Annotated in this window: 13 protein-coding genes; 5 read left to right on the top strand and 8 right to left on the bottom strand. The window is 65.3% G+C overall.

Annotation, left to right across the window (positions count from 1 at the left end):
* Positions 1 to 3: 3 nt before the first annotated feature.
* The 3 genes from MesoLj_RS11990 to MesoLj_RS12000 are packed head-to-tail and all read right to left on the bottom strand — an operon-like array spanning position 4 to position 4,768.
* Positions 4 to 2,826, bottom strand: a complete 2,823-nt coding sequence (locus MesoLj_RS11990) for a DUF4159 domain-containing protein (protein ID WP_202326112.1) — start codon at positions 2,824 to 2,826, stop codon at positions 4 to 6.
* Positions 2,823 to 3,764: a DUF58 domain-containing protein gene (locus MesoLj_RS11995; RefSeq protein WP_140771469.1), complete on the bottom strand. Its 942-nt coding sequence runs from the start codon at positions 3,762 to 3,764 to the stop codon at positions 2,823 to 2,825. The genes MesoLj_RS11990 and MesoLj_RS11995 overlap by 4 nt, the downstream gene beginning before the upstream one ends.
* The gene (locus tag MesoLj_RS12000; RefSeq protein ID WP_056578023.1) at positions 3,764 to 4,768 is read right to left on the bottom strand and encodes an AAA family ATPase; all 1,005 of its coding nucleotides are present in this window, start codon (positions 4,766 to 4,768) and stop codon (positions 3,764 to 3,766) included. Before MesoLj_RS12000 ends, MesoLj_RS11995 begins: the two co-directional genes overlap by 1 nt.
* Positions 4,769 to 4,910: 142 nt before the next feature.
* Between MesoLj_RS12000 and MesoLj_RS12005 the strand changes: the two genes are divergently transcribed.
* From MesoLj_RS12005 to MesoLj_RS12015, 3 genes are read left to right on the top strand one after another with little or no spacing between them, the layout of a single operon-like run.
* Positions 4,911 to 5,540 carry a DUF1285 domain-containing protein gene (locus MesoLj_RS12005; RefSeq protein WP_202327255.1) on the top strand — a complete coding sequence of 210 codons (630 nt, stop codon included), beginning with the start codon at positions 4,911 to 4,913 and terminating at the stop codon, positions 5,538 to 5,540.
* On the top strand, positions 5,540 to 6,172 hold the full coding sequence (locus MesoLj_RS12010) for a CoA pyrophosphatase (RefSeq protein WP_202327257.1): 633 nt from the start codon (positions 5,540 to 5,542) through the stop codon (positions 6,170 to 6,172). The genes MesoLj_RS12005 and MesoLj_RS12010 overlap by 1 nt, the downstream gene beginning before the upstream one ends.
* The gene (locus MesoLj_RS12015; RefSeq protein WP_202326113.1) at positions 6,169 to 7,434 is read left to right on the top strand and encodes a CCA tRNA nucleotidyltransferase; all 1,266 of its coding nucleotides are present in this window, start codon (positions 6,169 to 6,171) and stop codon (positions 7,432 to 7,434) included. Before MesoLj_RS12010 ends, MesoLj_RS12015 begins: the two co-directional genes overlap by 4 nt.
* A 159-nt stretch (positions 7,435 to 7,593) precedes the next feature.
* On the opposite strand, the gene MesoLj_RS12020 is transcribed toward MesoLj_RS12015, so the two are convergent.
* Both MesoLj_RS12020 and hemF read right to left on the bottom strand, forming a co-directional pair.
* Positions 7,594 to 7,779, bottom strand: a complete 186-nt coding sequence (locus MesoLj_RS12020) for a DUF1059 domain-containing protein (RefSeq protein ID WP_056578017.1) — start codon at positions 7,777 to 7,779, stop codon at positions 7,594 to 7,596.
* Positions 7,780 to 7,946: 167 nt separating this feature from the next.
* Entirely contained in the window at positions 7,947 to 8,861 is a 915-nt protein-coding gene (gene hemF, locus MesoLj_RS12025; RefSeq protein WP_202326114.1) for an oxygen-dependent coproporphyrinogen oxidase, read from the bottom strand.
* 209 nt (positions 8,862 to 9,070) lie between these two features.
* On the opposite strand from hemF, the gene MesoLj_RS12030 reads away from it, so the two are divergent.
* Positions 9,071 to 9,328 carry a hypothetical protein gene (locus MesoLj_RS12030; protein WP_023770299.1) on the top strand — a complete coding sequence of 86 codons (258 nt, stop codon included), beginning with the start codon at positions 9,071 to 9,073 and terminating at the stop codon, positions 9,326 to 9,328.
* A 6-nt stretch (positions 9,329 to 9,334) separates the two neighbouring features.
* On the opposite strand, the gene MesoLj_RS12035 is transcribed toward MesoLj_RS12030, so the two are convergent.
* The 3 genes from MesoLj_RS12035 to MesoLj_RS12045 all read right to left on the bottom strand — a co-directional run bounded on the left by MesoLj_RS12035 (position 9,335) and on the right by MesoLj_RS12045 (position 10,628).
* Positions 9,335 to 9,535, bottom strand: a complete 201-nt coding sequence (locus MesoLj_RS12035) for a hypothetical protein (protein WP_202326115.1) — start codon at positions 9,533 to 9,535, stop codon at positions 9,335 to 9,337.
* Between the two features lie 32 nt (positions 9,536 to 9,567).
* Complete coding sequence (soxR, locus tag MesoLj_RS12040) at positions 9,568 to 10,011, bottom strand: redox-sensitive transcriptional activator SoxR (protein ID WP_140771459.1); 444 nt, start codon at positions 10,009 to 10,011, stop codon at positions 9,568 to 9,570.
* A gap of 158 nt (positions 10,012 to 10,169) precedes the next feature.
* The gene (locus MesoLj_RS12045; protein ID WP_202326116.1) at positions 10,170 to 10,628 is read right to left on the bottom strand and encodes a tRNA (cytidine(34)-2'-O)-methyltransferase; all 459 of its coding nucleotides are present in this window, start codon (positions 10,626 to 10,628) and stop codon (positions 10,170 to 10,172) included.
* 446 nt (positions 10,629 to 11,074) lie between these two features.
* Between MesoLj_RS12045 and MesoLj_RS12050 the strand changes: the two genes are divergently transcribed.
* Positions 11,075 to 11,470, top strand: a complete 396-nt coding sequence (locus tag MesoLj_RS12050; protein ID WP_140772747.1) for a hypothetical protein — start codon at positions 11,075 to 11,077, stop codon at positions 11,468 to 11,470.
* The last annotated feature ends 47 nt before the right edge of the window (positions 11,471 to 11,517 follow it).

An 11,517-nucleotide genomic window follows, 5' to 3' on the forward strand; every position in this document is an offset into this window, starting at 1 on the left:
CCGCTATTGCCCCAATCGTTCGAGCAATATGGGCACATGCACCTGGTCGGATTTGTAGTTGCCGGTCAGCATGTACATCATGATGTTGACGCCGGCGCGCAGCGCGTAGATGCGCTGCATCGGATCGGCCGGCACGGTCGGCAGCAGAGGGTCGCCGTTCTCGTCGACCGCCCAGGCGCCGGCGAAATCATTGGCGGTGATCATGATCGGCGAGACGCCGTCGCCGGTGCGCACCGGCCGGTTATCGGCGTTGCTGGCGTCGAGCGATGCCTCGACCCAGAGCGGGCTGCCGGCGAAGCGGCCGGGAAATTCGGGCAGGATGAAGAAGGACTTGGTCAGCACGTGGTCCGACGGCACCGGCTCCAGCGGCGGCACGTTGAGGTTGCCGAGGATGTCGCGCAGCCGCTCGGTCGCCGGGCTGGTGGAATCGGCGCCGATGCCGTTGGCGAACTGGTCGCGCGTGTCGAACAGCACCGTGCCACCTTGCTGCATATAGGCATCGATGCGGGCGATCGCGGCCTGGCTCGGCATCGGTGCCGCCGGATCGATCGGCCAGTAGATCAGCGGATAGAAGGATAGCTCGTCCTTCGAAATATCGACGCCGGCCGGCGCGCCCGGTTCGAGCGCGGTCTTCTCGATCAGGAAGCGCGTCAGGCCCTCGAGCCCGGCGCGGCTGATCGAATCGACGCCCGGCACGCCAGTCAGCACATAGGCGATGCGGGTCTTCGAGATCGCCGCGATCGCTGCCTCGTCGCCCGGCTTGGCATCGTCGGCGCGGGCGTAATCGACATGGCCGAACAGCGTGCCAAGGGCAATCAGGACTGCCGCGGTGGTGGCAACGGCACCGGCACGGCGCGGCCGGCGTGAAAACAGGCCGCCCATCCAGAATACCGCCAGCGTGTCGAGCAGCATCAGCACCAGTGCGGCGGCGACCAGTGCGCCTTTCAGGTTGCGGGATTCGTCGAAAGCATACTGGATCGTGGTGACCGGAACGGCGACTTGCGGGCGCGCCAATGGCTCGAACGTGGTTGCGGCATCAAGCAGATTGTGGGCGAAGACGCCGGTCTCGGAACCATAGAGGCCGGGCGGGTTCTCGAAGGTCACCGGCAGCGGGCCGGCTCCCGGCACCAGCGGCCGCGCATCCGGCGTCGGCGGCACCAGCGAGCCGTCGGCCGCGATCATGCGGTAGGGGGCCAGCGAGGTGGCGGCGGCTTCGGCATTGGCGATCGCCGCGCCCTGGTTGCGCGACAGCTGGACGATGCGGCGCAGCATCTCGACGAAGCTGCCCGAGATCGGCAGGTTCGACCATGTCGCCTCGGGCGTGACGTGGAACAGCACCAGCGTGCCCTTACCTTTCTTCAGCCCGGTGACCAGCGGTGTGCCATCGGCGAGCGCCGCCCAGGTGCGCTCGACGATGTCGGGTGTCGGCTCGGCCAGCACCTGCCTGCTCACGGTGACCTCGGTGGGCGGCGCCAGATCGGCGAAGGGGCCGGCCTTGGGGAATTCGGTGACCGGCTGCGGCGACGTCCATGACAGCGCGCCGCCGAGCGAACGCTCGCCGATGCGCAGGCGAACCGGCAGCAAATCGTCATCATTGCCGGCGGCCGCCAGCCGCGAGCCGGCGAAACGCACGAGCGTGCCGCCATTGTCGACCCAGTCGACCAGCCTTTGCCGGACCTGTGCGGGAATGGTGCCGATGTCGGCCATGATGATCATCGCCGGCTTCTGGTCGAGGATCTGCGGAATGGCGTCGGCGAGATCGGCACTGGAGGGTTCGACCAGGTCGGCGAAAGGCTGCAGCGCGCGCCTGATGTAGTAGAGCGGCGACAGAAGCGGCTGCGCCTGGTCTGCCTCGGCCTGCGACAGCAGCCCGACACGGCGGCGCTTGGAGCTTTCGTCGAGCACGCGCACCGCACCCGCCTGGCGCTCGCCGTCGAGCGCGATCGAGGCGAAATCATTGCGCAGCTCGAAAGGCACGGCCATGGTGCCGGTGGCGGTGGCTTCGCCGGGCGCGAAGGTCAGCGTCGCATCGGCGATGCGGCGGCCCTTGTCGTCGAAGGCGCCGGCGGTGACCTGCGCGGGGGCCGGGTCGCCCGGGGCGCGGATGGCGGTGAGGGCAAAGCCGTCGACCTGGTTGTCGGCGGCGGTCAGGCCGGTCAGCGAAAGCCGGTCGGCGGTTGCCCAGACGATGCGGGCGGCATTTTTCGACAACAGCGTGTTGAAGGCGGCCTCGTCGCCCTTGGCCGCCAGGCCGTCGGCGAGCACGGCGACGCTGGCGCCGGGCAGGCCCTCCAGAACGCCGGCGACGCGGGCATAGACGGCGGGCCGATCGGTCGGGATTGGCCGCGGCTTGGCGGCGCGCAGGCGGTCGAGTGCGGCGGCGGCATCGAAGGGGCCGATCTCCGCATTGGCCTTTTCGGCGGTGAAGGCGATGATGACCGGCACACCGTTCGAGCCGGCGTCGGCGATCAGCCGTTCGGCGGTGGCGACGCGCTTGTTCCAGTCGGCGGCACTGGCCCAGTCATTGTCGATGACCAGCGCAAGGGCTGCACCCTCGGCCGGCAACTTCTCGCGCGGGTTGAAGACCGGTTCGGCCAATGCCGCGACGATGAGCGCGGCCATCAGCAGCCTGAGCAACGTCAGCCACCATGGGCTCTGCTGCGGCGTCTCCTCGCGCTTCAGCACCCGCGCCAGGATCTTCAGCGGCGGGAAGATCTCGCTCTGCGGCTTGGGCGGCGTCAGCCTGAGCAGCCACCATATCACCGGCAATGCCAGCAGGCCCCACAGCACCATCGGAGCGCCAAAGGAGAGCGGCAGCCAACTCATGCGACAGCCTTCCCCGGCTGACCACTGCCTGCGTTCAGCCCGGTAAAGGAGCCATCGGCGGTCATCGCCATGTGCAGGCGCACCAGTGCGTCGGACGCCAGCCGATCGGTGTGGTTGACGGTGAAACTCCAGCCGAGCCGCTTGCACCAGCCGGCCAATTCCGCGCGGCGGGCGGTGTAGAGCAGGCGATACTCGTCGCCGAGCATTTCGGCACGCCCGGCGGTCAGTTTTTCGCCGGTCTCGGGATCGGTGAACTCGGTGCGGCCGGCATAGGGGAAGGTTTCCTCGGCCGGGTCGGCGACCTCGATCAGATGCGCGCGCACGCCGTGGCGGGCAAGCACGTCGAGCCATTCCATCGTCTCTTCGACCGGATCCAGGAAGTCGCTGGCGATGACGATGTCGCAGAACCGCCTGATGTCCGACAGATCAGGCTTGGCCGGCAGGTCACCGGCATGCATCAACTGGGCGGCTATGCGCTCGGCGCCGTTGCGGGCCGTGAATGGATCGGTCAGTCCCGGCCAGGCGATGCGCTCGCCGCTGCGCGACAACAACTCGGCCATGGCCAGCGCCAGCACCAACGCGCGCGACTGCTTGGAAACGCTGGCACCGGTCGACTTGTAGAGCATGGACGGCGAGGGATCTGCCCACAGCCACACCGTATGGGCGGCTTCCCATTCGCGGTCGCGCACATAGGTGTGGTCGTCGCGCGCCGAGCGGCGCCAGTCGATGCGCGAGGAATCGCCCTCGACATAGGGCCGGAACTGCCAGAAATTCTCGCCGATGCCGCGCTTGCGGCGGCCATGCCAGCCGGCGATCACGGTGTTGACGATGCGGCGCGCCTCGACCAGCAGGTCGGGCACAAGCGAAGCCCGCAACCGGCCACGGGCGAGCGCGTCGCGCGTCGCTGCCGGAGCCTGGACCTCGCCGATACGCGTCATCAAATCCCTTTCACAAGCTTCGCCACGACATCGCGCACGCTGGTGCCCTCGGCGCGGGCGGCGAAGGTCAGTGCCATACGATGCTGCAGCACCGGCTCGGCCAGGGCTCGCACATCGTCGATCGAAGGCGCCAGCCGCCCATCGTAGAGCGCGCGGGCGCGCGTGCACAACATCAGTGCCTGGCTGGCGCGCGGGCCGGGGCCCCAGGCGACATGCTTGTCGGTCTCGGCATTGCCCTGGCCCGGACGCGCCGAGCGCACCAGGGTAAGGATCGCCTCGACGACGCTTTCGGGCACCGGCATGCGGCGGATCAGCGTCTGGATCTCCTTCAGCCGTGCCGGCTGCAGCACGTTCTGGGCCTTCGCGTCCTCGATGCCGGTGGTTTCCAGGAGGATGCGGCGTTCGGCCTCGATTTCGGGATAGAGGATGTCGACCTGCATCAGGAAGCGGTCGAGCTGGGCTTCGGGCAGCGGATAGGTGCCTTCCTGCTCCAGCGGATTCTGCGTCGCCAGCACGTGAAAGGGCGCGGGCAGATCGTAGCGGGCGCCGGCGATGGTGACGTGATATTCCTGCATGGCCTGCAGCAGTGCCGACTGCGTGCGTGGCGAGGCGCGGTTGATCTCGTCGGCCATCAGCAACTGGGCGAAGATCGGCCCTGAGATGAAGCGGAAGGAGCGCTTGCCGGTCTCGTCCTGCTCCATCACCTCGGAGCCGAGAATGTCCGATGGCATCAGGTCGGGCGTGAACTGGATGCGGCGCGAATCGAGGCCGAGCACGACGCCCAGCGTCTCGACCAGCTTGGTCTTGGCAAGGCCCGGCACACCGACCAGCAGCGCGTGGCCGCCGGCCAGCAGCGCCACCAGAGTGCGCTCGACGACGTTCTCCTGGCCGAAGATCACCCGGCCGACCCCGTCGCGGATCCTGGAAATGTCAGCCAGCGCCTTCTCGGCCTCAGCGATCATGTCCGTTTCGCTGATCGGGCTTTCCTTGACCATCACGCTCATGTCGTATCGATCCCTTTGGTTGGAAATACCGGCCCGCACCATATCATAGGTTGCCGCGATTCGGCCTCGCGTAGCGCCTATGGTCGAACTTAAATCACAGACTTAGGCTGACAAGCGGAACAACAGTGACTATTTCGTGACGATGACGGAACACGACGAACATCGCCAACAAAGCCTTACGCAGGCAACCGAGGCACGCGGCCTGGAGGCGCTGATCTCGCGCGCGGCGCGGGCCGGCAAGGGCGCGGCCCCCGTCGAACGCTGGAATCCCGACTTTTGCGGCGATCTCGACATGGAGATCAAGGCCGACGGGACCTGGTTCTACCTGGGAACGCCGATCGGCCGCATGCCGCTGGTGCAGCTTTTCTCCTCGGTGCTGCGCAAGGACGCGGACGGCAGGACCTATCTGGTGACGCCGGTGGAAAAAGTCGGCATCCGCGTGGCCGACGCGCCGTTCATCGCCGTCGAACTGGATGTTTCGGGCAGCGGCGAGGAACAGGTCATCACCTTCCGCACCAATGTCGGCGACGTGGTCGAGGCCGGACCGGAGCGGCCGCTGCGCTTCGTCGACGAGAACGAGACCGGCGGCCTGAAGCCCTATGTGCTGGTACGCGGCCGGCTGGAAGCGCTGGTGGCGCGGCCTGTCATGTACGAACTGGTCGGGCATGGCGAGGAGATCGAGGTCGGCGGCGAGACCATGTTCGCGGTCCGCTCGAAGGGCGCCGTGTTTCCAATCATGCCGGCTGGCCAGCTGAAGCGGCTGAGCGCATGATGGACCAGGTGTCACCGGCGCCGTTTTCATCGGCGGATTTCCGCGCGCGCTTTGCCGCGCAGCCGCAAGCGCATGCCGGTGACGACTATGGCGACCATCGCTTCAATCCTGGCCATCCGCGCCTCAACCAGGGCAAGGCGCTGCGCAATGCGGCGGTGCTGATCCCGGTGGTCGATCATGATGGTGAGGCCACGGTTCTCCTGACCAAACGGGCCGAAAAGCTGCGCAGCCATTCGGGACAGGTGGCCTTTCCCGGCGGCACCATCGACCCGACCGACGCAAGCCCGGAAGCGGCGGCGCTGCGCGAGACCTTCGAGGAGATCGGGCTTGGCCGGGACCGCATCGAGATCATCGGCCGCATGCCGGACTATGTCGCCGGCAGCGGCTACAGGATCGCGCCGGTGCTCGGCATCGTCCGGCCCGGTTTCCAACTGACCTTGAACGCCGACGAGGTCGATGCCGCCTTCGAAGTGCCGTTGCACTTCCTGATGGACCCGTTGAACCACAAGCGCGACAGCCGCATGTGGAACGATCTCGAATGGTTCTTCTACGACATGCCCTATGGCGACCGGCGCATCTGGGGCGTCACCGCCGGCATCATCCGTACGCTCTATGAAAGGCTTTATGCGTGAGTGTTTCGATCGCGGGCAGGGCCGACTGGCTCACCGACAAGCATTTGCAGCGCCTGCTTGCCGCCCTGGCTGAAGGCGGCGAGGAGGCGCGTGTCGCCGGTGGCGCCGTGCGCAACACGCTGATGGGCCAACCGGTCGCCGACGTCGACATCGCCACCACCTGTTTGCCCGAGGAAACCATCCGCCGCGCCGGGGCGGAAGGTTTCAAGCCGGTGCCAACCGGCATCGAGCACGGTACGATCACCGTCGTCGCCGGCGGCAAGCCCTATGAAGTCACCACCTTGCGCGCCGATGTAGAGACCGACGGCCGCCGCGCCAAGGTGTCGTTCGGACGCGACTGGAAGCTGGACGCAGAGCGGCGCGACTTCACCATAAACGCGCTCTATGCCGATGCCGATGGCTCGGTCGTCGACCTGGTCGGCGGCATCGCCGACATCGAGGCGCGCCTTCTTCGCTTCATCGGTGATCCGGAGGCGCGCATCCGTGAGGATTATCTGCGCATCCTGCGTTTCTTCCGCTTTTTCGCCTGGTATGGCGAGGGCCGGCCGGACGCCGAAGGGCTGAAGGCCTGCGCCCGGCTGAAGGAGGGTTTGGTCCAGCTTTCGGCGGAGCGCGTCTGGTCCGAGCTGAAGAAGCTCTTGTCGGCACCTGACCCGTCGCGGGCGCTGCTGTGGATGCGGCAGGCAAGTGTGCTGACCACCGCGCTGCCGGAAAGCGAGAAATGGGGCATCGATGCCATCCATGGGCTGACCAAGGCCGAAAAGGATCTCGGCTGGGCGGCGGATCCGCTGCTGCGGCTGGAGGCGATCGTGCCGCCGGATGCCGCGCGCATGCAAACGCTTGCCGAGCGGCTTCGGTTTTCGACTGATGAAGCACACCGCCTGCGCTATTGGGCACTCACCACCGCCGTCGAACCGAAGATCACCGAGGGCGAACTGGCCAAGCGGCTCTATCGCGGCGACCGCAAAGGGTTTGTCGATCGCCTGCGGCTGTCGCTTGCGGCGGCGCGGGTGCGCGCTGTCGAGAACAATGACGCGCTGCTGGAGGCCGGCGGCTTTTCGCGCCTGCTGGCCTTCGCGCTCAGATGGGAAAAGCCGGTGTTTCCGCTGAAAGGCGCCGATCTGACGGCGCTCGGCGCGACCCCTGGACCGAAGCTGGGCGAAATCCTCAAGAACCTCGAGGCGGAATGGATCGACGCCGGATTTGCACCGGATCGCGGCGCGCTGCTCGAACGCGCCGCGCAAGCCCTGAACGCCGGATAGGATATTAGAGCACTTTACCGTTTCACGGAAACGGCGAACCGCTCTAACCCCTTGTTTTGACGCAATTCCCAAGGGCAAGCGCTACGCGCTTGTCCCGGGAAAACCGCTCACATTTTCCTGGAATTGCTCTAGCAGCGATTCCTCGGGGAATGCTTCAAGTCAGGCTGCGTCGCGGACTTTTTCGATGCGCGAGCGGATCGCCTCGATCATCGTTTCGCGGATAACAGTCTCGCCATGCGTCTCGCGCATATGCTCGACGGCACGGCGCATCACTTCGGCTTCCTCGTCGGCACGGGTGTGCCAGTCACAGCCGGGAACGAGCGACCCGCAGTGGAATTGCTTCATCGGATTTCTCCTTTTTCCTCCGTGGAGCCGGTCAAGGCTCCACCACTCTTTGGCCCACGGTCGATTACAAGGTGAGGCCTTTGGACCATGAGCGGGGCAAAGACGATAACACGGAAGCGGCGGTCTGGTTGCATCAAAGCTCCGTGCGCCTTGCGCTTACCTGACATTTACGGCCAGCGGACCTCAGGCGGCAGGCTGGACAGGATCGAGGCGACATTGCCGCCGGTTTTCAGGCCGAAGATGGTGCCGCGGTCGTAAAGCAGGTTGAATTCGACGTAGCGGCCACGGCGGATGAGCTGTTCGTCGCGGTCGCCGTCGGTCCAGTTCTCGTTGAAGTTGGCGCGCACGAGGTGGCCATAGACGACAAGGAAGGAGCGCCCGACATCCTGGACGAAGTTGAAGTCGGCATTCCAGCCGCCTTTCTCCTCGCCCGAATGCAGCCAGTCAAAGAAGATGCCGCCGGTGCCGCGCGGCTCGTTACGGTGGGCTAAGAAGAAGTACTCGTCGCACCAGGTCTTGAATTTCGGATGGTCGGCGACACCGGCGTTCTTCTCGCACGCGAACTGCATGGCGCGGTGGAAGGCGACGGTATCGGGATCGTCCTGGGTGCGGCGGCGGTCGAGCACAGGGGTCAGGTCGGCGCCGCCGCCGAACCATTGGCGCGAGGTCACCACCATGCGTGTGTTCATGTGCACGGCCGGCACGTTGGGATTCCAGGGGTGCGCGATCAGCGAAATGCCGGACGCCCAGAAGCGCGGGTCTTCCTCGGCACCGGGCATCTGCTTCCTGAATTCAGGCGAGAACTCGCCATAAACGGTCGAGGTGTGGACGCCGACCTTCTCGAAGACGCGGCCATGCATCATCGACATGGTGCCGCCGCCGCCCTTGCCCTGGTCACGCTCCCAGGGCGTCTTCTCGAAACGGCCCGGGGACCATGAGGCCAGTGGACCCTGGAGATCCTGCTCGATCTGCTCGAAGGCGCCGCAGATGCGTTCGCGCAGCGCCTCGAACCACAAGCGGGCCTTCATCTTCTTTTCTTCGATGTCGGCGGGCAGGCCGGCAGGTATTTCGGGTCGTTCCAAGTGCCGTCTCCGATTGCGGGGCGGTGAGTCGACAAAAGACTCGTCTTTTCCGGGCGCGATCCCTAATCTCTTGAGGAACAGGGTCAAGTCCCGCTGCGGCGCCGCGCGTCTATTGGACGCGCAGGGAAGGCTGCGGGACTTTAGTTTTGCGCGTGATCCTTTCCGAAACCTGGCTTCGGATCATGCGCTGCGGTGCAAGGAGTTTTTTCGTGCGCACCCCGGCTAGACCGCCGCTGGATGGCTTGAAGAAAAGGCTCGATCAAAGCCGGGCCGAGCGCGCACGCATGCCGCGCGACGGTTTCCTGCGCGAGACCTTCGTCCTGCCGCGCTCGGATGCGCGGCTCAAGGCCAAGGAATGGTTCGAGCGCTTTCCCAAGCAAGCCTACTGGACCGAGATCGAAAGCTGGTTCGAGCGCCCGGGTGATTTGATCGAGTTCACCATCAGGCGGTTGCCGGCGGCGGATTGATTGCTGTCACGACGAGAACAGGTCGCGCAATCCTGGAGAATCCAAGATCAGGTTCTCGCCAAGCAGCCGCCCGAATTTCTCGAACCCCATGTTCCGCGCCTCCTCGAAACTCACTGAGGTGTACAGGGTTGGCATGCCGCCGGAGTCGACCCGGTAGATCGTGATCAGCTGCGTCCCTTCCTCTGCTTGAATCAGATGTCCCAGCACTCACCTACCTCCTTTGTCGGGCCGCATTCCACTCAGCGTGCCACCAGCCGTCTCGCGCCGGTGCCTTCCCTTGCCAGCCGGTCGCCCTTGTTCCTCAACGGGCATTTGTCGATAGACATGCAGCCGCAGCCGATACAGTCGGTCAGCCCGTCGCGCAGTTTCTTCAACTGAGCGATCTTGTGGTCGAGCCCATCGCGCCAGGCTGTTGAAAGCAGGCTCCAGTCGTCGCGCGTCGGCGTGCGGCCTTCCGGCAGTGATGCCAGTGCCTCGCCGATCTCGGCAAGCGAGATGCCGACCTCCTGGGCGATCCGGATGATCGCCACCCGCCGAAGCACATCGCGGCCGTAGCGCCGCTGGTTGCCCGACGTGCGATGGCTGCGGATCAGCCCGCGCGCTTCATAGAAATGCAGCGCCGATACCGCGACGCCGCTGCGCATGGCCACCTGGCCGACCGTCAATTCCGTTACTGGAGCCATTTCCGATTTTCCGCTTGACCTCAAGTTAAGTTGAGCTTGTAGCGAAGAAATGCTGATCGGGCAAATGACAGGAGAAGGCGATGTGCGCCTGGGTGAGAATGACCGGAGAAACCACTGTCGTCGGCGACGGCAAGGGCGTTGTCGATGGGCCACGGGTGCTATCCGAGCTGCCGGATGGCTTCGCCCGCCACCATGGCGACGGACAACGCGACGTTGATACTGCGCGCGGTGCCCTGCATGGGGATGGTCAGCCGCGCATCCGCCGCCTGATGGACAGGATCCGGCACGCCTGCGGATTCGCGGCCAAACAAGAGGATGTCGCCGTCGGCGAAGGTGAAGCCGGTATAGGCGGTCGTGGCTTTGGTCGACAACAGCACCAGCCGGTGCGCGCTGGCCTTGCGCCAATCCTCGAAGGCCTGCCAGTCGACATGGCGGGTCAGGGCAGCCATTTCGAGATAGTCCATGCCGGCGCGCTTGAGCGCCTTGTCGGAGAGCGGAAAGCCGGCCGGCTCGATGATGTCGACGCCGAGCCCGAGGCACGCGGCGAAGCGCAGGATTGTCCCGGTATTGCCGGCAATGTCAGGCTGGTAGAGCGCGATGCGGAGACGATTGTTCATTTCCGCGTCCTTCTAATAAGTGGCAGATCGGCCACAGGGGCCTCTCGGTTTTGGAAATTCCTGGACCTGCGGGTGGCCATATTTTGCGAAGTCGGGTATACGGCCAGCATTGTCAACCCGAACCGATGGAGGGGTAATTCATGATGACCATGCACATCCAGCGCCCCTCTCGTGGGCTTGTACGCCTGCCGGCGGTTTCGGTACGACGATTCTCCTGACTCTCTAAGACTTGATCGCACCGATTCCCGCCGAAACACCTTTTCGGCTCTCGAAGGAATCCTGCGATGTTTTTCAAAAAGTCAAAAGGGCTGAACGCCCAATCTGAACATGTCCAGACCGATGCCTGGCGTCGTGTCCGGACCGACGCAACCCATGCCTCCGGCCGAATGCCGGCGGAGGATGTTGCTTCGCCTTTTTATCTCTATTTTCACACGGAGGACGGACCGATGTTCGATCCCTACAGAATACCGGGCTCCAGGAGCCTGCATATCCACCGGCTGCCGACCTGGGCGCTGCTGATCGGCGACACCTATTCGTCGGCGGTTCATGCCGAAGTCCGCCGCCGCCCGCATCGCGGCATGCTGCCGGATGTCGATTTCTCGCGCGCGGTTCCCGATCCGAGCCGACCTTCGCTGGTGCGCCGGATCATCCGGCTGATCCGACCGGGTGCGAAAATCCGGCTTGTCGATACCGCGCCGTCAGGATCGGCAAACGAGCCTGTCGGCGAAAAGCCCGCGAACCCCTATATAGCGCGAAGCAGGGCCGACGGTCCGGGTGATTCCGGACCGTCGGCCCTCGGCGCCATGCGGGCCGGGGACTTCGTACGTCGCCAAGCCGCGTAAGCGGAAAACAGATTGGCCGCGTGAGCGGAAAACAGAATTTACAGGCA

The organism is Mesorhizobium sp. 113-3-9, from assembly GCF_016756515.1.
GTDB lineage: Bacteria > Pseudomonadota > Alphaproteobacteria > Rhizobiales > Rhizobiaceae > Mesorhizobium.